21 protein-coding genes are annotated in these 22,254 nt (G+C 42.7%); 13 read left to right on the top strand and 8 right to left on the bottom strand.

Translation table 11 applies throughout. The features are described from left to right. Positions 1-220 precede the first annotated feature (220 nt). The 6 genes from WFY05_RS21615 to WFY05_RS21590 are packed head-to-tail and all read left to right on the top strand — an operon-like array spanning position 221 to position 7,892. Entirely contained in the window at positions 221-1,294 is a 1,074-nt protein-coding gene (locus tag WFY05_RS21615) for an efflux RND transporter periplasmic adaptor subunit (RefSeq protein WP_340115027.1), read from the top strand. After that, a complete protein-coding gene (locus WFY05_RS21610) occupies positions 1,294-4,344 on the top strand; it encodes an efflux RND transporter permease subunit (RefSeq protein ID WP_340115026.1) in 3,051 nt (1,016 codons plus the stop codon). Before WFY05_RS21615 ends, WFY05_RS21610 begins: the two co-directional genes overlap by 1 nt. Before the next feature lie 41 nt (positions 4,345-4,385). After that, positions 4,386-5,786, top strand: coding sequence for a TolC family protein (locus WFY05_RS21605; protein WP_340115025.1), 1,401 nt, complete (start codon positions 4,386-4,388; stop codon positions 5,784-5,786). A 22-nt stretch (positions 5,787-5,808) separates the two neighbouring features. Beyond that, positions 5,809-6,870: a sensor histidine kinase gene (locus WFY05_RS21600; RefSeq protein ID WP_340115023.1), complete on the top strand. Its 1,062-nt coding sequence runs from the start codon at positions 5,809-5,811 to the stop codon at positions 6,868-6,870. A 34-nt stretch (positions 6,871-6,904) separates the two neighbouring features. Continuing rightward, a complete protein-coding gene (locus WFY05_RS21595; RefSeq protein ID WP_340115022.1) occupies positions 6,905-7,675 on the top strand; it encodes a LytR/AlgR family response regulator transcription factor in 771 nt (256 codons plus the stop codon). 40 nt (positions 7,676-7,715) lie between these two features. Beyond that, the gene (locus WFY05_RS21590) at positions 7,716-7,892 is read left to right on the top strand and encodes a hypothetical protein (protein ID WP_340115020.1); all 177 of its coding nucleotides are present in this window, start codon (positions 7,716-7,718) and stop codon (positions 7,890-7,892) included. A 4-nt stretch (positions 7,893-7,896) separates the two neighbouring features. Here the strand turns inward: WFY05_RS21590 and WFY05_RS21585 are convergent, their stop codons facing one another. The 4 genes from WFY05_RS21585 to WFY05_RS21570 form a co-directional block, all read right to left on the bottom strand. After that, a complete protein-coding gene (locus tag WFY05_RS21585) occupies positions 7,897-8,334 on the bottom strand; it encodes a nuclear transport factor 2 family protein (protein WP_340115019.1) in 438 nt (145 codons plus the stop codon). 93 nt (positions 8,335-8,427) lie between these two features. Next, positions 8,428-8,844, bottom strand: coding sequence for a hypothetical protein (locus WFY05_RS21580; RefSeq protein ID WP_340115018.1), 417 nt, complete (start codon positions 8,842-8,844; stop codon positions 8,428-8,430). Between the two features lie 113 nt (positions 8,845-8,957). Next, on the bottom strand, positions 8,958-9,419 hold the full coding sequence (locus WFY05_RS21575) for an SgcJ/EcaC family oxidoreductase (protein WP_340115017.1): 462 nt from the start codon (positions 9,417-9,419) through the stop codon (positions 8,958-8,960). 78 nt (positions 9,420-9,497) lie between these two features. Beyond that, a complete protein-coding gene (locus WFY05_RS21570) occupies positions 9,498-10,328 on the bottom strand; it encodes a helix-turn-helix domain-containing protein (RefSeq protein WP_340115016.1) in 831 nt (276 codons plus the stop codon). A gap of 227 nt (positions 10,329-10,555) precedes the next feature. On the opposite strand from WFY05_RS21570, the gene pta reads away from it, so the two are divergent. The 3 genes from pta (at position 10,556) to WFY05_RS21555 (ending at position 15,016) form a co-directional block, all read left to right on the top strand. After that, positions 10,556-12,655 (top strand): phosphate acetyltransferase, encoded by a 2,100-nt coding sequence (gene pta, locus WFY05_RS21565; protein ID WP_340115015.1) that lies wholly within the window; start codon positions 10,556-10,558, stop codon positions 12,653-12,655. A 63-nt stretch (positions 12,656-12,718) separates the two neighbouring features. After that, on the top strand, positions 12,719-13,915 hold the full coding sequence (locus WFY05_RS21560) for an acetate/propionate family kinase (protein WP_340115014.1): 1,197 nt from the start codon (positions 12,719-12,721) through the stop codon (positions 13,913-13,915). A gap of 99 nt (positions 13,916-14,014) precedes the next feature. Further along, on the top strand, positions 14,015-15,016 hold the full coding sequence (locus tag WFY05_RS21555; protein WP_340115013.1) for an adenosine kinase: 1,002 nt from the start codon (positions 14,015-14,017) through the stop codon (positions 15,014-15,016). Between the two features lie 125 nt (positions 15,017-15,141). On the opposite strand, the gene WFY05_RS21550 is transcribed toward WFY05_RS21555, so the two are convergent. Then, entirely contained in the window at positions 15,142-15,756 is a 615-nt protein-coding gene (locus WFY05_RS21550) for a deoxynucleoside kinase (protein ID WP_340115012.1), read from the bottom strand. Between the two features lie 37 nt (positions 15,757-15,793). Next, complete coding sequence (locus tag WFY05_RS21545; RefSeq protein ID WP_496196619.1) at positions 15,794-17,314, bottom strand: GH3 auxin-responsive promoter family protein; 1,521 nt, start codon at positions 17,312-17,314, stop codon at positions 15,794-15,796. A 214-nt stretch (positions 17,315-17,528) separates the two neighbouring features. Here WFY05_RS21545 and WFY05_RS21540 point away from each other — a divergent pair, with 214 nt between their 5' ends. Further along, on the top strand, positions 17,529-18,053 hold the full coding sequence (locus WFY05_RS21540) for a CvpA family protein (RefSeq protein WP_340115010.1): 525 nt from the start codon (positions 17,529-17,531) through the stop codon (positions 18,051-18,053). Next, positions 18,016-19,125, top strand: coding sequence for a DUF3667 domain-containing protein (locus tag WFY05_RS21535; protein ID WP_340115009.1), 1,110 nt, complete (start codon positions 18,016-18,018; stop codon positions 19,123-19,125). The genes WFY05_RS21540 and WFY05_RS21535 overlap by 38 nt, the downstream gene beginning before the upstream one ends. A 5-nt stretch (positions 19,126-19,130) precedes the next feature. Here the strand turns inward: WFY05_RS21535 and fmt are convergent, their stop codons facing one another. Beyond that, on the bottom strand, positions 19,131-20,102 hold the full coding sequence (gene fmt / locus WFY05_RS21530; protein WP_340115008.1) for a methionyl-tRNA formyltransferase: 972 nt from the start codon (positions 20,100-20,102) through the stop codon (positions 19,131-19,133). After that, a complete protein-coding gene (locus WFY05_RS21525; RefSeq protein WP_340115007.1) occupies positions 20,099-20,302 on the bottom strand; it encodes a C1orf53 family protein in 204 nt (67 codons plus the stop codon). The genes fmt and WFY05_RS21525 overlap by 4 nt, the downstream gene beginning before the upstream one ends. A gap of 175 nt (positions 20,303-20,477) precedes the next feature. Here WFY05_RS21525 and WFY05_RS21520 point away from each other — a divergent pair, with 175 nt between their 5' ends. Continuing rightward, positions 20,478-20,873 (top strand): hypothetical protein, encoded by a 396-nt coding sequence (locus WFY05_RS21520; RefSeq protein WP_340115006.1) that lies wholly within the window; start codon positions 20,478-20,480, stop codon positions 20,871-20,873. 56 nt (positions 20,874-20,929) lie between these two features. Then, positions 20,930-22,252 (top strand): sugar porter family MFS transporter, encoded by a 1,323-nt coding sequence (locus tag WFY05_RS21515; protein ID WP_340115005.1) that lies wholly within the window; start codon positions 20,930-20,932, stop codon positions 22,250-22,252. The last annotated feature ends 2 nt before the right edge of the window (positions 22,253-22,254 follow it).

Raw genomic sequence — 22,254 nt, 5'->3', positions numbered from 1 at the left:
TTAGCGGGAATTTGGGTTTTCGATTCATTTACGCGCCATAAAAGCAATATCAACTCTACACTTTTTTCAAACTTTTCGGAAAATTCCATATGTGTTCTGAAAATGTTTTCACTTCACGTTCGAAATCTGTCACTTCGCGCAATTTTATTCATACGGTAAATAAGACCCTTCTACTTTTGGTTGCAATTTGAAAAATTGGAAACAATCAAAAAATTATACAATGAGATTTAGAAACATTATTCTCGTATTTACCGTTGCGGCTTTAGCCCTTTCGGGCTGCAAAAACTCAACGGGCGAAGCGGCTCAGGCCAAAACAATTAAAAACGTAAAAGTAGAAACAGCCAGCAATGCTGCGGTTCAGAATTCGATGACCCTGAATGGAAAGATCAAGGAGAAAAGCCTTACTTCCATTTCTTTCCGCGTTGGAGGGCCACTGAAAAAACTGAATGTAAAACCCGGAGATTATGTGCGAGCCGGACAATTGATCGCTGAGATGGACAAACGCGATTACGAACTGCAGGTTGAAACCACCAAAGCACAGTTCGAACAAGTAGAAGGTGAATACAAACGCTATAAGCAACTGATCGATCAAAACAAAATTCCCGAAAACACTTTCGAGAAGATCAAGTCGGGCTATCTGATGGCTAAAACCGCTTACGAGAATGCACAAAATCAATTGCGAGATACGGAGTTAAAAGCTCCTTTTTCGGGTTATATCTACGAGAAATTTGTAGAGAATTTTCAAACTGTTGGTGCCGGAACTCCGATAGTATCGATCATCGATAATTCGCACCTCGAGGTTGTTGTCTCTGTTTCGGAGAGCCAGCTTAACCGCGTAAAAAGCGACAAGAAAAGTTACCTGAATGTTGCCAACGCCGGAATCAGTAAAATGCCGGTAAAACTGTTGAGTGTAAGCGGAAAAGCTATGAACGATGGTTTGTACGAGGTAAAATTCTCGTTCGAAAATAAAGACAATTCGAAAGTAGCTCCGGGCATGACAGCCGAAGTGACCATTTACAGCCAAGCCGAAAAAAATCGATTATCGGTACCACAAACAGCAATTTTCCACGAAAAAACCAGTACTTACGTATGGGTGTACAATCCCTCGACAAGCAAGGTTGAAAAACGCGAAGTTAGAATTTCGCTCGACGGAACAAAAGGTCGCGTGAACCTCGTGTCGGGCATCCAAAACGGAGAGAAGATTGTCACGGCCGGCGTGCATTACCTTGTCGACGGGCAAAAGGTAAAACCACTTCCTGAACCTTCGGTAACTAATGTTGGAGGGCTGCTGTAATGCTTGAAAAGCTTCTGAATCAAAAAGCCATGATCTCAACCATACTTTTTGCAGTATTGGTTGGTGGTATCATTGCCTACAATAACATCGGGAAGCTCGAAGATGCCGAGATCCCGATCAAGGCAGCAACGGTTGTAACGGTTTACCCGGGAGCAACAGCTCACGAGGTGGAACTGGAAGTAACCGACATGCTCGAGAAAGCAATTCAAAAACTGGAGAACGTAGATAAGATTCAATCCGTTTCAAGTCCGGGTTTATCACTGATCACGGTTTATATACAGCCGACCGTTAAAACACCGCAACTTCCTCAGTTGTGGGATCACCTGCGCAGAAAGGTGAACGATGCAAAAGGTGCTTTGCCCTCCGGAGCGAGGGAGCCAATTGTTAATGACGATTTTGCTGATGTTTACGGGATTCTCTATGCCGTTACAGCCGAAGGCTTTTCGCATGAAGAACTGGTAAAATATACCGAATACATCGAGCGCGAATTACTGGCAGTGAACGGTGTGCGTCGTTCGCAGATCTTTGGAGAACACACACAAACCATAGATGTGGTTTTCTCGCCCGAAAAACTTGCCGGATTGAGTGTAAATCCCATGTACATTGCTGCGGCCATTCAAAACGAAACGGCCATTATTAATCCGGGATCGGTAGTTGCCGGCAAAGAATCGATACGTGTTGGAGTGGGACAGAAAATCACCACCATCAAAGAAATTGAAAACCTGTTGATCCAGGTTCCCGGAGGCGGAAGTTTCCGCTTGGGTGATATTGCCACGATTGAACGTTCGTATCTCGAGCCGCAGCATGAAGCGCTTTATTACGACAACAAAGAAGGACTGACCCTTGGCTTGTCGAACGAAAGTGGCATCAACGTAGTGAAACTGGGGGCACGACTGGATGCCAAACTGGCCGATCTTCAAAAAGAAATTCCGGCCGGTATCGAAATCAACCAGGTGTACTATCAACCCGATCGGGTGGATGATGCTGTAAAAGATTTTATGCTCAACCTGTTGATGTCGGTAGGTATCGTAATCGTTGTTCTGATGTTTGCCATGGGCCTGCGTTCAGGTTTGCTCATCTCCAGCGGGTTGGTGTTCACCATCATGGGCACATTGATCGTCATGCTCGCAATCGGACTGCCATTGCATCGGGTAACTTTGGCTGCTATTATTCTTGCCATGGGTATGTTGGTGGACAATGCCATTGTGGTGGCCGATGGTATTTTGGTCGATCTGAAATCGGGCATGGATCGCAGTAAGGCTTTTGTGAATACCGCTAAAAAGACAGCACTTCCGTTGTTGGGAGCAACAGCCGTTGCTATTTTGGCCTTTTTGCCCTTGCGGATGTCACCCAATGAGGCCGGTGAATTCCTGTCGTCGTTGTTTACTGTGCTTATCATTTCCTTATCGCTCAGTTGGGTATTTGCCATGATCCAGACGCCATTCAACGCGAAATATTTTTACCGTAAAACCCGTCCTAAAGGAGAACATGCGCAAACATACGATACTGGATTCTATAAAATATTTGGCGGATTTCTGAAATGGGCATTACGCAATAAATATGCCTTTGCAATTGCTTCCTTTGCTGTTCTATTTTTCGCTTTCTGGTCGTTCCGTTTTGTGAAGGTCGACTTTATGTCGAAGATTGAATACGATCAGTTTTTCATCGAGTATTACATGCCGCAGGGAGCCGATATTAAAGCGGTGGAAAACGATGTTCAGGAAATTCAAAATCATATTTTGGAATTGGACGGAGTTCATTCGATAACCGCTTCGGTTGGCCGACCTCCTGCCCGTTACCTCCTTATGCGTCACATGGCTACCGGAGGATCAAATTACGGCGATCTGATTATTGAAACCAACAGCACGGACCAGGTACCGCAACTCATTCCTGAAATTGAAGAGTATCTGAATCAGAATTATCCTGATGCATTTTTCAGAGTGATGGAATATGGAGCTGCTTTTGCCGATGCTGATATAGAAGCCCAGTTTACTGGTCCTGATCCGGCGGTGCTGAAAGACCTGGCCAATCAGGCTAAAAAGATTTTCCTGGAAGAGCCGGCAGCCATTAATGTTACCGACAACTGGAAAAATCAAACTAAAAAGATTGTTCCTGAATATTCGGTTGAAAGGGCACAACCGCTCGGTTTAACCCGCTCGGATATGGGGAATTCGATTTTGGTGGCCACCAACGGAATGCCAATCGGTGCCATTTACAAAGGTGACCGCATGCTCCCGATCGTGTTACGCACCGATAATAATGTTGGAGATAATTTAGAGCAGTTAATGAATATTCCGGTTTGGGGACAGCGCAGCCAGGCCAGTGTGCCGCTGTCGCAAATAGCTGATACATTGAAAGTGACCTGGGATTACGAACTGATCCATCGACTGGACAACGAACGAACGATAAAGGCACAATGTGACGCTGCAGATGGATACACAGCCGCAGAGGTGCAGGCCAAATTCCAGGATAAAGTGGAAGCCATAAAACTCCCCGACGGTTATAAAATGAAGTGGGAAGGCGCTACGGCCCGTTCAGGTGAGGCCAACAGTGCGCTGTTCATGTTCCTACCGCTGGCTATCGGTTTAATGGCCATCATTATTATCGGTTTGTTCAATAACCTGAAACAACCCATCATCATCTTCCTGATCGTACCTTTTGCATTCATCGGTATTGTTTTGGGATTGGTGAGTACAGGTACCTTCCTCACTTTCGCAGGTATTATCGGAGCTCTTGGTTTGATCGGTATGATGATCAAAAATGCGGTGGTACTGCTTGATGAGATCAACAGAAACATTCGCGAAGGAAAAGATCGTTTGCAAGCTACTTTCGATGCAGCGCTTTCGCGTTTACGCCCAGTAATGATGGCGTCGCTGACAACCATCCTGGGTATGGCGCCGCTGATCACCGATTCGATGTTCAATTCTACAGCGATAGTAATCATGTTTGGTTTGGCAGTTGGATCGATCATTACGCTGGTTGTAGTTCCGGTATTGTACACTGTACTGTATCGTGTTGATGGAAGCCGGCTAAAAGCAGCAAAAGAATAAGCGGCTCGCAGAATGAAGATGACAATATTAAGATGATGAAAATGAAAAAGACAATTAATAATATAAAAAAGTTGGTGTTGCTTTTTGTGTTGGTAGCAGCAGGGAGTACTGTCTTTGCCCAAAAAGTGATGACACTTGAAGAATGCCGTCAGCAGGCGGTCGAGTTCAATAAAGAATTGAAAAATGCGACTTTGCAAAATAAAGAGGCACAGGTGAATCAACAGGTGGCCCGCACGGCTTATTTGCCTTCAGTGGGATTTAGTTCCTCGCTGATGCACCGTCCGAATATGGATCCGATCAATATGCCCGGTTATTTCTTGCCTACCGCCGATAGCGAAGAAGATGCCATGAATGGAAATTTTTCGGGTACCAGCGATGTATGGAATCCCGGAATAAATATCGATTTGAAAAGTCTGACCTTGTTAACCACTGGCTTTGAAGTGAATCAACCCATTTATGTGGGCGGAAAGATCAGGTATTCGAATCAGCAGGCCGATGCCGGTGTTGAAATTGCCGATCTGGCCCTAAACGTGAAATATTCTGATGTAATTGAACAGACTGACAAAGCTTTCTGGCAGGTAGCTACGGTTGAAGAAAACATTAAAATTGCAGAAGATTACATTAAAATGCTCGCCGAACTCGAAGACCAGATGAACGCCATGTACGAGGTAGGTTTGCAACCTGCAAGTGAGAAATTGCGTGTAACTGTTCAGAAAAACGAGGCAGAGTTGAATTTGATGACCGCCAGGAACGGACTGAAAGTGGCCAAAATGTATTTGAATCAAATTTTGGGGCAGCCGCTCGAAATCGATATTCAGATCGATCACAAGGCAAATACTAATGTGCAGATGTTCAACCTCGATGATGGATTGTACCAAGCCGGCAACAGACGTAACGAGCTCAAAATTATGGAAAAACAAAAAGAACTTTCGGAACTCGATGCTAAAATAACACGTGCCGATTACCTGCCAAGTGTTGGTGTCAGTGCGCAATACAACAGTTATTTGGTAAGAGATCTGTATGAAAAAGTTGATTTTCAACCCATGTTAGCTGCTCAGGTTTCCATCCCGATTTTTCATTGGGGACAAGGGAAAAAGAAGATGCAGGCAGCACAGCTTAAAGTTCAGCAGGCCGAAACAGATTTGCAACATACAAATGATTTGATTAATCTTGAGGTGATGCAGGTTAAGGTTCAGGTGGAAGAAGCTTATGAAAGAGTGACGTTAGCACAGAAAAGTGTAACAGAAGCTGAGGAAAGCCTCGAGGAAACCAAGGCGAGTTTTGAAGTGGGACTTAATACGACCACTGACATGTTGAATTCGCAGGCCAAATGGCAGGAAGCGAAGGCAAAATTAATACAGGCAGTTGCCAATTTCGAAGTACTTAAAACCCGTTGGAAAAGCGTAACCGGAAATTTGTACATGCCTGAAATTCAAGAATAGCATGTTGGTTTAAATGATTTGTTTGCAATTACATAGCAAGAAAAAGCAGACCTGGGCGCTTCGTTTGCCGAGTTACGAGCCTGTAAGTGTAATCGGCCGTATCGTGATCATAAGTTTGATCGCTGTCTTGATTCTCCGTCTTATTGCCCACGTAGCGGTGGTGCCGCCGGAGATCGGTAAAGCCATTCCTTTTGCCATTTACGTAGTGGTGATACTCGCTTTTAATGCTGCTATGGAATTGCAGATCGTGCTGGATAATGTGCTCGAAAAATTTCTGCCCGTTCCCACAAAAATGGGATTACGACTGGCTCTTCAGATCGGTGTTGGTATTCTGTTTCTCCTGTTGGCTCATCGGGTGATCATGTATTTTGTCGCCCCGAAATTAACTCTGGAAGAGTCAAGGCCGGGAGTAATTCTGGGCATGGCTGCAGGGCTCATTTTTGTTCAAATGGCGGCTAATTCATTAACACTGGCACGGTTTACGCAAAAGTGGTTGAATTCACAGGAAGTGATCGCGGAGATGAAACGCGAGAAGCTCGAGATGGATTATAACTCACTGCAGGATCAGCTTAATCCACATTTCCTGTTCAACAATCTGAGCGTGTTGAAATCGCTGATCATTTACGATCCGGATGTAGCTGTCGAATTCACCGAGAATTTTACCGATGTTTATCGCTATGTGTTGCAGAGCCGAAACAAACGATTAGTGAAACTATCCGAGGAATTCGAATTTATGAAAGCCTACTATGCTTTGCATAAGGAACGATTGGGCGATGGACTTGTGGTTGAGGTGAATATTGACGAGGAGGTATTGGATAAAGAAATAGCGCCGCTTACCGGGCAGTTGCTTATCGAAAATGCAGTGAAACACAACATAACAAGCAGGGAAACGCCGTTAAAGATAACCGTGGAAATAGAAAACGACTACCTGGTCGTATCAAATAATATGAACCTTAGAAAGACTTCATATTCAACAAAAACGGGATTACGAAACCTGGTGAAACGTTACGAAATGCTCACCGAAAAAGAGATTGTAGTTCAATACGATGATGAACATTTTGAGGTAAAAATACCTTTGTTATAGGTCAGGAATGGCAATTAGTTTAATAACCGACAGTATGAAAGTTATTATTGTTGAAGACGAATTACACAACTACCGCCTGCTGAGAGGAATGGTGGAAAAGCTTCGACCTCAATGGGAGATTCCGGAAGGATTGGAAAGCGTAAAAAGCACAGTGGAGTGGTTTCGGAACAATCCCTCACCCGATCTGATCTTCATGGATATCCAGTTGACCGACGGGATCAGTTTTTCGATTTTTGATGAAGTGCAGGTCGACAGCATGGTAATATTTACTACAGCCTACGATGAATATGCCTTGCGTGCTTTCCAGGTAAACAGCATCGATTATTTGTTAAAACCCATAAAACAGGATAAACTGGAACAGGCCATCGAAAAATTTGAGAACCTGTTGAAACCACAAACAAATCAAAAAGAAAGTCAACCCGATTATAAAGAACTCCTTCAGGCCATAACGCAGGGCGAACGGAAATACCGGAAACGGTTTCTCATATCGGGGGCTACAGCATATTTTAAGCTCGATATTGACGACATTGCCTGGTTTTATACTGAAAACCGGGTAACTACGGCAGTTACTTTTAAAGGGAATGAACACATCATTGATCTGACCATTGAAAAACTGGAAGAACAACTGGATCCTGAAATTTTTTTTCGAACCAACAGAAGTACCATTGTACACATTAATGCGATTCGTAAGTTTGAAAATTATTTTGGCGGGAAACTGATATTACGGCTTATTCATCCCTTTGATGAACCAATAACGATCAGTCGTTTAAAAGCTGCTGAATTTAAAGATTGGGTAGGGAATTAATAAAACAGAATTTACAAAAATACCGAAACGGACATTTATAATGAAGCAAAGAAAAGAACTATTCGAAGAAGCAAAATCACTGATCCTTGAATCTAATCCACATAAAGAAAGCATACTTTACCACAATATTTACTCGCTGAAAGTCAGCGGATTTTATCCATTCTCATCGAAGCAGGATGTTATGGGGCTGGTAAATTTTTTAAATACTATTGACTGAAATTTTACTTCCGAACCGTAGAATGTAAAAAGTTCATTTTCCATTCACCGTCGATTTTTTTGAAAGTTGCACTTTCTATCCAGTCATAGCTAAATTTAGTGGTATCATTCATGGTCCCATCCATATGGTTGAAATAAAACATGTTACCGTTTTCTATGTCAATATTTATATTGAAGTTGTCAAATTTGTAGGTTGCCGTGAAAGGAGGCATTGTTTTTAGAAAATTATAAATGCTATCGTTGTTCCAAACCTTCCCATCTTCAAAAAGCACAAAATCGCTTGTGGTAACCGCGTTCATTTCATCTAAATCGATGTTTTTTATCCCGTCGAAATAACTCATGAGAACTTGTTGTAGCTGATCCGGGTTATCCAGTTTCTTTTCTTGCTTGCAGCTAACTAAAAATCCGGCGATAACTAGTACTAATAAAATTTTTGTTTTCATAATTGTAAATTTTATGAGTGATTATTTTGTAATTGTTTTCGCTTGAAAAGTCAGTGTACGTTTTGGTGCTATAATTTGGCTGTTATTTATTTGCTATTCAGCCCGAACATATTTTTCCTGCCGGTAGTTATTTTTGTCAAATGACCAATCGTCTTTTATAGGAAAAGTTTGATACAATGTGTCTCCTTTTATTTCAAGTAACACCTTAACCGCTTGCCCTTCGTTTGCTCCGCCAACCATGTGAATAAAATTCTCGGTGTAGTGCGTTCCATCTATTGTATATGTGGCGCTGCCGTAGTTATACCTGTCTTCTCCGTTCACGTGAAATTTTCCAACAAAAAGAACATGATTTTTTGTCCAGGTTTTGAACTGTTCTCCATTGAGGTAATTTGATTCACCATTATTTACAACCTGGTAGGAAACCATTCTCCAGGTCCCCTGAAATTTTTTTGCCGGTGGCTGAAATGCCATTAGACATAATACAACTAAGATTGAAGCTAATTTTTTCATGATGTGTGGTTTTTTTGAGTTAGTAATAAATTTATTTGGATAAATACTTTGCTTTATACCCTTTTCATGGCTGAGGGTTACAGTAATCATTCATTATTTTATTTCGGAAGATTTCAGTTATGATAATGCGCTATCTTCCAATCACCGTTTCGTTTTACCAGCAGAATGGTGAGTGCATAGGGCTTTTCAATTTCGGCGCCGTTCTTTAGTGTAACTTTTGTGGCTTTTGAAGTGGTAATAACCGCATGCTCTTTATCAATCACAAAGATATTTTCTCCGGTAGTTTTAATGCTTTGCTTTTCCATCATCGACATGTGCGCATGAATGGTATCGCGCACGGCATCGAAAGAGTTAAGCATTTTACCTTGCGATGCAACTGCCAATTCGTCGGTGTGGAGAAACATGCGGGTATAAGCTTCTTCGTTTGCTGCTGAAACTGCAGCATCCATGTTTTTCATAAATTGTCGGATTTCATTTTTTACCAGATCTTTTTCTTTGTCTGATAATTCAACGGTTTTAGCTGAGGAAACTGAAAAAAGCATTGCTGTTAAAAGGAATAAACTGAAACGTTTCATGGTGGACATTTTTCCAAATATGATTCAGAAATTTATTTAACATTCAGAAAAAAAAATTGTAAAAATGCGACAGGGTAACTATGAAAGCTTCAGGAAATTGCGATTATCGCAATGTTCCTGGGGCTGAACGTCTCTTTTAAGGGCGCCGGGAGGGAAACCACATATTTTTTCGATGTCCTTGATAAAATGAGATTGATCGTAGTAACCTGACAAATAGCTGATTCGCGTTAATGAGAAATTCTGTTGGTTTTGGATTAATTCAAGAGCGTGGTTCAAACGTGTGATCTGCAGAAACTCTTTTGGCGACAAACCAATGTAGTTCCTGAATTTACGCTCCAACGAACGGGTTGAAATATTAAATTGCCTGCTGATTTCAGCGGTACTAAGAATCCCATTCTCTTTTTTGATAAGTTCCAGGATGTAATTAAGCAGTGTGTTGGGACTTCTCCCGCATTTTACATACGAAAGCAGGAAAGATTCAACTTTTGCTTTTTTCAGATGAATGTCATCGCTTTCTTTTAGCGAGAGCCATATTTCTTCAGCAAAACTTCTGAAAATAGTCTTACCGTCGATGGCGTACCCGAACAACTCTGAGTTGCTCAAACCAAAAAGATTCTGAATCCCGTTGGGGCGGAAAACGATTACGAAACCACCAGAAACATCATTTCCAAGTCTGGCAAAAGCTTCCTGCTCGTAAGGATGTAATCCTGCAAAATAAACCTTTGGATCGTCCAGCACGTAATGATTGTTTGAATACAGCTTACATTTTTTGAAATTGAAATAGAGTTCCTCGCTCGTATTGGGAACACATTTAAATGTTCCCTCGGCATCAGTGATCACATTTTTGTAGTATTCTATATAAGGATCATAAATGGGAGAAGGAGTTAATATTTCAACTTTATAGCTCAATTTTTTATTTGATGTATAATGAGGATTATAAATTTAGTGAAGAATCACTAAAATCGGAAACGAAAGAAAACTAATTTATAAGACATACGTATCTTTATTTCAGTGCTTTATTAATAATTTCTTCAGTTTAGGTTGATTTAAAGTTTCAAGGTACACCGAACCATTCAACTTTACTATTTTTGCAGCGTTTTTTAAAAAGTCAACGGTTCAGTAAAAAAGAAAATCAGATGATTAAGAAAGGTATTTATGTTACAAACACCGAGAAACGCTCAGGCCGCTCGGCGGTGGCTTTGGGCATTATGAAGATGTTGCTGGCGCGTTCGGAAAAAGTTGGTTATTTCCGGCCGATAATCAGCGACAGCCCGCACGGTGTACACAATAACCACATTGCAACAATGTTGTCGCATTTCGAGCTTGACATCGAGTACAAGGAAACTTATGGTTTTACCATGTCGCAGGTAGTAAAATACAAAAACATGGGGCACGAAAGTCGCCTGATCGATAAGATCATTGAAAAATACAAGCAGCTCGAAAGTAAATACGACGTGGTGCTGGTCGAAGGTTCAGACTTCACGGGAAAGGGAATTTCTTTTGATGTGGACCTGAATACGGAGATTGCCAAAAACCTCGCCATTCCAACGGTGATCGTTTGTTCGGCAGACAGTAAGGATTTGATGGAAGCGGTTGACAACCTTGACCTGGTGGTACGAGCTTTTGCCGAAAAAGATGTTCCGGTACAGGCTGCCATATTGAACCGTGTTCCTGAAGAAAAGCGTGAAGAGGCACGTAGCATTCTCGAAGGGGTAATTCTTCCGGGAACTAATATTGAGGTCATTCCTGAAATTTCAAAACTGAGTAGTCCGACCGTACATGACATCTACGAGGGGATCGGCGGTAAAATTCTGCTGGGTGAAAACCTGATGGGAAAACAGGTGGACCGTTTTGCGGTTGGAGCGATGCAGTTGCGCAACTTCCTTGAGCGTATGACCGAAAATGCACTGGTGATCACTCCCGGCGATCGTTCCGATATATTAATGGGTACAATGCAGGCCAATGCTTCGGCCAATTATCCTACAGTTTCGGGCATTGTTCTTACCGGTGGTCTTGAGCCTGAACCTCCGATTATGAAACTGATCGATGGTTTGCCGGTTGCGGTACCGATGATTTTGGTAGACGATGTGACTTTTGTGGCAGCCAGTAAAATAGCGGCCATTAAACCAAGTATCCGACCGCACGATATTCGCAAGATCGAACTGGCCATTGCCACTTTTGAAGAATACGTGAATACCGATTCGTTACTTGATAAATTCAGCAGTTTCCAGAGCAATCTGATGACACCACGCATGTTCCAGTACAACCTGGTATCGAAGGCAAAATCAGATAAAAAACATATTGTTTTGCCCGAAGGAATCGACCCGCGTATCCTTACTGCAGCCGTGCATTTGGTGGAGCAGAACGTGGTTAATGTTACACTTCTGGGTAACCGTGAGGAAGTATTGGCTCATGCCGAAAAAATCGGACTGACCATCAACGAGGACGAGATCAATATCATTGATCCGGTAACTTCTGAACATTACGAAGATTACTGGCGCACTTATTACGAATTACGAAAACACAAAAATATTCCTGAAGAAATGGCACAGGATGCCATGGCCGATGTATCGTATTTTGGAACCATGATGGTTTATAAAGGACATGCCGATGGTATGGTTTCAGGTGCTGCCCACACAACAGCGCACACCATTATCCCGGCATTACAGTTTGTAAAAACACGTCCGGGAGTATCAACGGTTTCATCGTGCTTCTTTATGTGCCTCGACGATCATGTATCGGTAATGGGAGACTGTGCAGTTAACGTAAATCCGAACGAAGAGCAGTTGGCAGAAATTGCCATTTCTTCGGCCGATTCGGCAAAGGCTTTCGGAATAGAACCTAAAGTGGCCATGTTGTCTTACTCTTCGGGTACATCGGGTAGCGGCGCAGAGGTTGACAAAGTGCGTGGTGCCACCGAAAAAGCCAAGACACTGCGTCCCGATCTGAAAATTGAGGGACCGATCCAGTACGATGCTGCTGTCGATCCAAGTGTGGGAAAAAGTAAGATGCCCGATTCGGAAGTGGCAGGGCAGGCATCTGTTCTTATTTTCCCCGATTTGAATACGGGTAATAACACGTACAAAGCCATTCAGCGAGAAACCGGCGCCCTGGCTATCGGACCGATGTTGCAGGGCCTGAATAAACCGGTTAACGACCTTAGTCGTGGTTGTACGGTCGAGGACATTTTCAACACCGTAGTTATTACCGCCATTCAGGCACAGGAAGGATTTTAGAGTTCAGTGTTCAAAGGATAGGGGGTCAGAGTTTGAATTCAAAGTTAAAAGAAGAAAACATAAATGAATATTTTAGTAATTAATGCCGGTAGTTCATCCATCAAGTACCAATTGATTGATATGAACACCGAGAAACCACTGGCGAGTGGTATTGTTGAACGCATCGGGTTGGAAGAAGGTTTGGTAAAATATAAAACCTTTGTAAATGGCGACAAAAAGGAGTTAAAAGAATCGTTTCCTATCCCGGATCATGCAGTTGGACTGAAACGCGTTGCCGAACTGCTTACTGATGAGAAAGTAGGCGTAGTAAGCGATCCCTCAGAAATTCAGGCAGTAGGCCACCGTTTGGTTCACGGTGGAGAAACCTTTACGAAAACCGTGGAAGTGACCGAAGAAGTGAAGGCAAAAGTTAAAGAGTTATTTCCACTGGCACCGCTTCACAATCCCGCAAATCTGATCGGGGTAGAAGTGGCCGAGAAAGTTTTTCCAAATGCCAAGCAGGTAGGTGTATTCGATACGGCTTTTCATCAGAGTATTCCGGAGCAGGCTTACCGCTATGCCATTCCCGAAAAATACTATAAAGAAATGGGCATCCGCAAATATGGATTCCATGGAACATCGCATAAATTTATTTCGGAGAAAGCGATTGAATACCTCGGTAACAAGGAAGCAAAAATTGTGACCATTCACCTTGGTAACGGCGCATCGATGGCAGCTGTTAAAGGTGGAAAATGTCTGGATACGTCCATGGGGCTTGGTCCTTTGTGCGGACTGATCATGGGAACCCGCTCCGGAGATATCGATCCGGCGATTATTTTTTACCTGGCCGAACAAAAGGGATATTCAGTAGAAAAAATCTCGGAAATCCTGAATAAAGAAAGCGGGATGAAAGGTTTGACCGGTTTGACCGACATGCGCGATGTGGAAAAGCTGGTGGAGGAAGGTGACCAACACACCAAACTGGCACTTGAAATGTACGCTTACCGCATTAAACAATATGTTGGCAACTATGCCGCGGTGATGAATGGCGTGGATGCCCTTGTATTTACAGCCGGTATTGGAGAAAATAAAACATCAATTCGTCGATTGGTTTGCGAAAATATGGACTATCTGGGAATTACCTGGGATGCCGAAAAGGATGCGAACCGCTCGGGCGATGTTCATGAAATTAATGCCGAAGGCGCAAAAGTAAAAGTACTTATCATTCCAACCAATGAAGAGCTTGAGATTGCCAGGCAAACATTGGAACTGATAAAATAAAAAATACAACTTTTTCAATTAAAGCGACCGGTTTTCCGTGTCGCTTTTTTTAGGCTTCGGCTAAAATGATGATATTTGTCGTTCAATAAAAAAGAGAATATGACAACTAAGAATATTTCCACTGTTTTGGGCGTAGGAAATGCGCTCATAGATGTAATATCTGTTTTGGAAAGTGATATCCTGCTCGAAAATTTTGGTTTGCCACGGGGCAGTATGACCCTCGTGGATGCCGGTCGTTCGAAGCAGATATATGAGGCCACTTATTCCGATAAAAGTGAACTGACAACAGGCGGTTCAGTAGCAAATACGATGCGCTCGATGGCCAGCCTGGGCTGCCGTGGTGGTTATATGGGAAAAGTTGGAAAGGATGAACTGGGCGAATTGTTCAGAAATGATTTCGAAAAGCGTGGGCTTACTGCTCATTTGCACTATAGCGATACCGTTGACACAGGTCGTGTAATGGGGCTGGTCAGTCAGGATTCGGAACGTACAATGGCTACTTATCTTGGTGCTGCTGCCGAAATGATACCGGAAGAATTTCAATCTGAAGTGCTGGCCAACTATAATTATTTGTATGTAGAAGGATATCTGGTTTTTAATCACGAACTTATAACAGCCGGGGTTGAACTGGCAAAAAAGAACGGATTAAAAGTGGCCCTCGATCTGTCGAGTTTTAATGTGGTGGAAGCGAATCTCGAATTCCTGAAGGACATTGTGAAGAATCACGTGGATATTGTTTTTGCCAACGAGGAGGAAGCCAAATCGTTTACTGGTCTCGAACCGAAGGAAGCTTTGCATGAAATTGCAAAGGATTGTGAGCTAGCCGTTGTAAAACTCGGGAAAGAAGGTTCGCTGATAAAATACAATGGTGAAGTTACACGCGTTGGATCCATTTCTGCCAAAGCACTTGATACAACCGGTGCCGGAGATGCCTATGCCGCCGGATTTTTCTATGGCCTGACAAACGGTTACAATATGGAAACCTGCGGAAAAATAGCAGCATTAATTTCGGGAAAAGTAGTTGAAGTGATGGGTCCGAATCTTCCTGATGCTATTTGGGATGAGGTAAAAGCTGAGATCGAAAAAATTGTCGGTGAATAGAGTTCACAGCTCCGCATTCAGAGTAGAAAAAAAGGCGATATTAAATCGCCTAAAATTTCAATATCCTTATAATAATTTTACTGATCTTTTATTCGCCAAAAATGACAGTGACTGTTGACCAGTGACTAAAACAATCCGTGAATTTGAGCATCGATTTTGTCGATCACGTAACTCAGGTCTTCGGGACTGTCGGTGAAATCGAGATCATCGACATTAATCACCAGTAGTTTTCCCATTTTGTAGCTGTTGACCCAGCCCTCATAACGCTCGTTCAACTGTTTCAGGTAATCTAAACGGATGGAATTTTCATACTCCCGGCCGCGTTTCTGGATCTGGTTTACCAGGTTTGGAATGCTGCTGCGCAGGTAAATCAGTAAATCCGGTGGTTCAATCAGACTCACCATCAGATCGAACAGCGTTTTGTAGTTTTTAAAATCACGCGTACTCATCAATCCCATGCTGTGCAGGTTGGGTGCAAAAATCTCTGCATCCTCGTAAATTGTACGGTCTTGTATAATGGTCTTACCCGATTTGCGTATATCAATAATTTGCTGAAAACGAGAGTTCAGGAAATAAATCTGCAAGTTGAATGACCAGCGTTGCATGTCGTTGTAGAAATCATTCAGGTATGGATTCTCATCTACGTCTTCGTAGTGAGGTGTCCATTTGTAGTGTTTTGAAAGTAATTCTGTAAGCGTAGTTTTTCCCGCCCCTATATTTCCGGCTATTGCTATGTGCATCGTGAATTTTTATTTGAGAATCTAAAGTATAAAAAAATTAGCTTTTATCGGGCAACATGTTCATAAGTTCGTCGAGATACTGGCGGTTATTTGCCAGTCGTGGAATTTTATTCTGACCGCCGATCTTACCCCGTTGTTTCATCCATTTGTAGAAGGTACCTTTAGGCGCCACCACTACATGCGGCATTTCAAGCGTTAGGTTTTTATGGCGTTTGGCTTCGTAATCCGAATTCAGTGTTTTTAAAGTATTATCTAAAGTGCTGATAAAATGATTCAGATCCTCGGGAGGCTGATCAAATTCGATGATCCACTGGTGAGCACCGCGCTGCTTTTCACCCATAAACACAGGGCCGGCAGTATATTCGTTAACTATTGCCCCGGTGTGTTGACATGCCACATTCATCGCATTTTCGGCAATGTCGATGATCACTTCTTCGCCAAAGGCATTGATAAAGTGCTTGGTTCGCCCGGTCACCTTAATTTTGAAAGGATATTTACAGGTAAATTTAATGGTGTCGCCAATTATGTATCGCCACAATCCTGCACTGGTCGAGATGACAAGCGCATAATTTTCATCCAGTTCAACCTCTTCCAGACCAAGTACTGTAGGATTTTCCTTGCCGAAATCCGACATAGGAATAAACTCGTAAAATATACCATAATCCAGCATCAGTAACATATCGTTGCTGTGTTCATTATCCTGAATACCAAAAAAGCCTTCAGAGGCATTGTAGGTTTCCAGGTAATGCATTTGCGCCGACGGGATGAGTTTCCTGTATTGTTCGCGGTAAGGCTCGAAATTTACGCCGCCGTGTGCAAATACCTCAAGGTTGGGCCAAACTTCCAGTAAGTTTTTCTTTCCGGTTTTTTCGAGCACTTTGTTAAACAATACCAGGTACCACGACGGAACTCCGGCAAAACCGGTCACATTTTCTTCGAGTGCAGTCGCTATTATTTGTTCTATCTTTTCCTCAAATTCTTCAATAAGGGCTATTTCTGTAGTCGGCGTACGAAACAGATCGCTCCAAAAGGGAACGTTCTCCAGCATAATCGCCGACAGATCGCCGTAATACGAATCTTTGTTAAAATTGTTGATCTGATGGCTGCCGCCAAGGGTGAGTACTTTCCCTTTCAACATTTTCGTTTCAGGGTGGGTGATAATGTACTGCATAAAAATATCTTTCGGCCCTCGCAGGTGACATTCCTCCAGTGCCTCGCGGGTAACCGGAATAAATTTGCTTTTATCGCTGGTGGTTCCCGACGATTTGGCAAACCATTTGGTTTCGCCCGGCCACAATACATCGCGCTCGCCTTTGCGCAGGCGATCGACATAAGGTTTTATGTCGTTATAATCCTGCAGCGGAATATGCTGCTGAAATTCGAGCAAGGAGGTAATCGATGCAAAGTCGTGTGCTTTGCCCCAAACCGTATCTTTTGCACTTTGAATCAGGTAAAACAGGGTTTCGTTTTGAATTTCGATGGGGTATTTCCGATAATATTGAATTTCATCGCTGCGCCGGGTGGTTACCCATCGAACTACTGAATTAATAAGCGGCATTCGTTTTACAATTTGGTTCGAAGCCAAAATTATGAATTTTGTTGAAATAGATGCAAAAAATAAATAGGGGTATTTCGGCGTTTGACGATTAAAAACATCGGCTCGCCGATTGTGCGGTTTTGATCCTGTCGACTATTTTATATTTTTATATGCGTTATTGTAAACTAACCATAACTGGAAGGTTGTCCTTACTAAAACCTATTACAATCAGATTATGAATTACATCGATATCATTTTGCTTATTCTGATCATTCTTGCAGCAATAAGTGGTTTTAAAAAAGGACTCGTTGCCGAAGTTGCTTCTCTGGCCGCCTTGATTCTCGGTATTTGGGGAGCCATCGAGTTCTCTTACATCACCTCCGATTTTTTAGTTGAAAATTTCAATCTTCAGACCGAATACCTCAACATTATTTCTTTTGTGGTCACTTTTGTGGTTATTGTTATTCTCGTGCATATTGTTGGAAATGTTGTAAATAAAATGCTTGAAACCGTAATGCTGGGCTTTGTGAATAAACTGGCGGGACTGGTTTTTGGAGTCTTGAAAGCGGTATTGATTCTAAGTATTATACTTGTGGTTTTTGATAAAATCGATGAAGATGTGCATATTCTTCAGGAAAAGACCAAAGCAAACTCGAGGATGTACGAACCGATACGTTCGTTTGCTCCATCGATTTTCCCGTTTATCGAGAACTGGACCTTAAATGGCGACAACAACAAAAGAGATACGCATGTGGTCTAAACTCAAAAAACGCATCAACCTGAAGAAACAGAATCGGCCGGCTGAAGATGTTAACTGTAAAAACTGCGGTACCAACTTTACCGGACATTATTGCCCCAATTGCGGGCAGGCCGTAAAAGATTACGACAAACCGATAAGTTTTATTTTTTACAATTTCCTGGGCGATTTTTTTGCGTTCGACACACGTTTCTTTCGCACCTTGTGGGCACTGGTTTCACGACCGGGTTTTCTTTCGAAAGAATATTTTGAGGGACGAAGAGTACGCTATGCTCCTCCCTTCAGAATATACATTTTCGTGAGTTTTATTCTCTTCTTACTGCTTCAAAATTTCACGAACCGCGGCTTAACAACCGTGCTCGATTCAGAACTCGACGGTGACAAAATTGGCCTCGATTCAACGTCAGTCGCAATGTCAGATTCCCTAATTCATCAAATGGGGAAAGAGATCGATCCGGATCAAAAAGCGGTGATCGATTCGCTGGTGGCGCCTTACGTGGTGCAGGATTCAACAGGTGATGAGAACCTGAATTTGAAAATTGATATGGAAACATTTCGTGATTCAAGGGACTTACGTCATCTTTTAAATAAATATGCCGTTACGCTGGAAGAGAAACTGGAGGTAGAGACCGATCCGGAGAGAAGAACTGAACTGCGTGAATACATCCGTTACTGCCGTTCGCCCGAAACCGCGATGGCGCAAATTCTGGAATACATTTCGTGGGCCTTTTTTCTTCTGTTACCGCTCTTTGCCGTTTTGTTGAAACTGATTTACATTCGTCGCCGGCAAAATTACATGCGCCATCTTGTTTTTTCCATCCATATCCATTCGTTCGTATTTCTGGTAATGATGACGATTGTGGCTTTGTACATGAGTTTTAGCGCGAATCTGAATTGGATTACCGCCATTCTGTTCTTCTCGATACCGGTGTACTTTATTATTGCGATGAAGAAATTTTACGGGCAAAATATTGGCAAGGTCATTCTAAAATTCCTCGCCGTTTCCTTTATGTACAATATTGTGTTCTGGATTGTTGTGATCGCGGCCTCGCTAAACGCTATTAATCTTATTTAGAAGAATTAATCAAATTTGTATTGGTCGATGTGCTGAAAACCACGAAGAAAATCGTTGGCCTTCATGCGTTTTTTTCCGGCAATCTGCAGATCGGTGATCTGAAGCCAACCGTTACCACAAGCCACTTTTATGTTATTTTTACCATCCGATTCAATGGTTCCCGGTGCTTTTTGTTTCCCATCGGCATGAACGGCAAAAAATACTTTTGTTGAAATCTGTTTGCCTGTTTCCTTATTTATAAGTGTGCTCCATGCGGCGGGGTAGGGCGACAGACCGCGAATCAGATTGCGCACGGTTTCCAAATCTTCCGACCAGTCGATTTTACAATCTTCTTTATAGATTTTCGGTGCATGTTTAATTCCCGATTCATCAAGCATTTCTTCTTGCGGAACGGGCCTGTAATTTCCGCTTGCCAGGGCATCTACGGTTTCAATAACCAGATCGGCACCTATTTCCATAAGGCTGTCGTGGATACTGCCAACGGTGTCATTTTCCCAGATGTCGATTTCTTTTTTGAACAGAATTTTTCCGGTATCGATTTTATGATCGAGTAAAAATGTAGTCACACCGGTTTTTGTTTCGCCATTGATTATCGCCCAGTTCAGGGGGGCAGCTCCACGATATTGCGGGAGCAACGAACCATGCAGATTAAAAGTACCCAAACGTGGCATGGCCCAGACGACTTCGGGCAACATTCGGAAGGCAACAACAACCTGCAGATCGGCTTTCAGTCCCTTTAGCTCGGCCAAAAACTCCTGGTTTTTCAATTTTTCAGGTTGAAGGACTTTTAGCTTATTGGCAAGGGCATATTTTTTTACCGCCGATTCAGCCAGCTTTTTACCACGTCCGGCCGGACGATCAGGAGCCGTTATTACACCAACCACATTGTATTTGTTCTCAACCAGCTTTTGCAAGCTGGCCACCGCAAAATCGGGCGTGCCCATAAATACTATCCGTAAGTCTTTTCCTTGTGTCATCTGTTCTTTCTTAAGTTGGTATTTCCTTTTTGTGCCTTTGGCCAATACGGGCAGTGCCGGCATCCGTTGGCGCAGCAATAGCCACGCTTGGTCAGGTATTTTTCGGTCATCACGCGGTAGCCGTTCTCCATGTAAAAATCCTCACCCTCTATCAATTCATCTTCGAACTTGTCGCTAAAGAGATCGTCGAAATACCCCATTTATCAATTTTTGTGCAAAGCTAAGGATTATTGTGTAATGCATTGTTGCTTTACAACGAGAATGCTTTAATCGATAATGTTGGAGGCTGTATTTTACTTGCTCTAATATTAAGAACTAAGCAAAAAAATTACAATGAATTACTAAATTTAGTGATTCAACTTCAGCAAAATCAAAATGAGCATAGAACGTGACTATTTGATGCGGCAATTGATGCAACTGTTCCAGGTGCTGCGGAAGATATTTGGACTTCGGGAAGAAGGTGATATAGAGGAAGCCCGGGCACAGGTAAGGTACTTTTACCGCATTTTAAAGATTAATGAAGATATTCAAAGACTGAGCATCGAAGAATTGCTGACATTGTTGCTGGAAGAGAAGAAATTCACCAACGAGCAGATTGAAGTTTTTGCTTTTGTTTTGAAAGAACAGGGTGAGATGGCGGACGAGGAAGCACTCCGACTGGATTATTTCCGGAAAGCGTGGTTCTTATTGGATAAAGTAGACAAAGAGAGCATTTCATTTTCGATGGAACGGCAAATGAAACTTCAGGAATTAAAATCGTGGCTGAACTGATGGCGAAAACCGTTGAATGTTTTTATCTTTAGAAACAGACTGACCAATACTGACTTATGAAAACTTCAAAAATATTTTTCTTTTCTATTGTTGTTGCGCTCGCCGGATTTTTGTTCGGATTCGATACCGTTGTTATTTCCGGCGCCGATCAGCAATTACAGGCTTTCTGGCAAAGCTCCGATCTTTTCCACGGATTAGTGGTCATGTCAACAGCACTTTGGGGAACGGTTGTAGGAGCCATCTTTGGTTCGATACCTACCAACCGACTGGGACGAAAAAAGACACTGGTGAGTATCGGTGCCTTGTTTTTTATTTCGGCGCTTGGCTCAGCTGTAGCTACCGATCCCTATATTTTTGCAGCTTTACGTTTTGTTGGCGGTCTTGGCATTGGCGTTTCAACGGTTGTTGCCCCGTCGTATGTGTCCGAAATTGCACCGCCAAATCAGCGCGGAAAACTGGTAGCCTTGTACCAGTTCAATATTGTTTTTGGAATCCTGATCGCCTATGTGTCCAATTTTTTGTTAAAAGATGTAGGTGAAAATGCCTGGCGCTGGATGCTTGGTGTTGAAGCCATACCGGCTTTTATTTATTCGTTGCTGGTATTAAAAGTTCCTGAAAGTCCGCGCTGGTTGCTGGAATACAAAAACGACAAAGTAGCTGCCACAAATATTCTGAAAAGTATATTCAACGACGAAGAAGTTGAAAATGAAATTGCAGCCATTGAAAGGGAGAAATCAAAAGAGGTGGTGAATGAGAATATTTACATGAAGAAATTCAGGATCCCGCTGATGCTGGCGTTTTTTATTGCCTTTTTTAATCAGCTTTCGGGAATAAATGCTTTCCTGTATTATGCCCCCCGGATTTTTGAGCTGGCCGGGCTCGAGAAGTCAGCTTCGTTTTTAAGTTCCATCGGTATCGGATTGATCAATCTTGTGTTTACGCTCATCGGCATTTCGATGATCGACAGATTTGGACGAAAAACACTGATGTATATTTGTTCGTTTGGCTACATCCTTTCGTTGTCGCTGGTTACTGCAGCTTTTGCTTTAAAATGGCAAGGACTGCTCGTGCCTCTGTTCTTCTTTATTTTTATTGCGGCACATGCAGTGGGGCAGGGTGCTGTTATCTGGGTATTTATTTCCGAAATTTTCCCCACCAAATTGCGGGCAGCTGGACAGGCATTTGGAGCGTCGGTTCACTGGATACTGGCAGCTGCTATTCCGGCACTGATCCCGTTTTTGTTTGGGCAGATCGGTCCGTCGCTGGTTTATGCCTTTTTCGGAATAATGATGGTGGGACAATTGCTTTGGGTAATTTTTAAAATGCCTGAAACCAAAGGCCAGACTCTGGAAAGCCTGGCGGAACAACTTTCAAAATAAAA

The sequence above is a fragment of the Maribellus mangrovi genome (assembly GCF_037646455.1).
Classification (GTDB): Bacteria; Bacteroidota; Bacteroidia; order Bacteroidales; family Prolixibacteraceae; genus Draconibacterium; species Draconibacterium mangrovi_A.
Note: the sequence above shows the minus strand (reverse complement) of the source record. Positions and strands in the feature narration are given on the sequence as shown.

Coding starts and splice junctions, on each gene's coding strand:
- WFY05_RS21575 (WP_340115017.1), bottom strand. CDS start 9,419: ATGAAACGTTTCAGTTTATTCCTTTTAACAGCAATGCTTTTTTCAGTT.
- WFY05_RS21540 (WP_340115010.1), top strand. CDS start 17,529: ATGAATTACATCGATATCATTTTGCTTATTCTGATCATTCTTGCAGCA.
- WFY05_RS21585 (WP_340115019.1), bottom strand. CDS start 8,334: ATGAAAACAAAAATTTTATTAGTACTAGTTATCGCCGGATTTTTAGTT.
- WFY05_RS21560 (WP_340115014.1), top strand. CDS start 12,719: ATGAATATTTTAGTAATTAATGCCGGTAGTTCATCCATCAAGTACCAA.
- fmt (WP_340115008.1), bottom strand. CDS start 20,102: ATGACACAAGGAAAAGACTTACGGATAGTATTTATGGGCACGCCCGAT.
- WFY05_RS21580 (WP_340115018.1), bottom strand. CDS start 8,844: ATGAAAAAATTAGCTTCAATCTTAGTTGTATTATGTCTAATGGCATTT.
- WFY05_RS21595 (WP_340115022.1), top strand. CDS start 6,905: ATGAAAGTTATTATTGTTGAAGACGAATTACACAACTACCGCCTGCTG.
- WFY05_RS21610 (WP_340115026.1), top strand. CDS start 1,294: ATGCTTGAAAAGCTTCTGAATCAAAAAGCCATGATCTCAACCATACTT.
- pta (WP_340115015.1), top strand. CDS start 10,556: ATGATTAAGAAAGGTATTTATGTTACAAACACCGAGAAACGCTCAGGC.
- WFY05_RS21515 (WP_340115005.1), top strand. CDS start 20,930: ATGAAAACTTCAAAAATATTTTTCTTTTCTATTGTTGTTGCGCTCGCC.
- WFY05_RS21545 (WP_496196619.1), bottom strand. CDS start 17,314: ATGCCGCTTATTAATTCAGTAGTTCGATGGGTAACCACCCGGCGCAGC.
- WFY05_RS21550 (WP_340115012.1), bottom strand. CDS start 15,756: ATGCACATAGCAATAGCCGGAAATATAGGGGCGGGAAAAACTACGCTT.
- WFY05_RS21520 (WP_340115006.1), top strand. CDS start 20,478: ATGAGCATAGAACGTGACTATTTGATGCGGCAATTGATGCAACTGTTC.
- WFY05_RS21615 (WP_340115027.1), top strand. CDS start 221: ATGAGATTTAGAAACATTATTCTCGTATTTACCGTTGCGGCTTTAGCC.
- WFY05_RS21525 (WP_340115007.1), bottom strand. CDS start 20,302: ATGGGGTATTTCGACGATCTCTTTAGCGACAAGTTCGAAGATGAATTG.
- WFY05_RS21590 (WP_340115020.1), top strand. CDS start 7,716: ATGAAGCAAAGAAAAGAACTATTCGAAGAAGCAAAATCACTGATCCTT.
- WFY05_RS21555 (WP_340115013.1), top strand. CDS start 14,015: ATGACAACTAAGAATATTTCCACTGTTTTGGGCGTAGGAAATGCGCTC.
- WFY05_RS21535 (WP_340115009.1), top strand. CDS start 18,016: ATGGCGACAACAACAAAAGAGATACGCATGTGGTCTAAACTCAAAAAA.
- WFY05_RS21605 (WP_340115025.1), top strand. CDS start 4,386: ATGAAAAAGACAATTAATAATATAAAAAAGTTGGTGTTGCTTTTTGTG.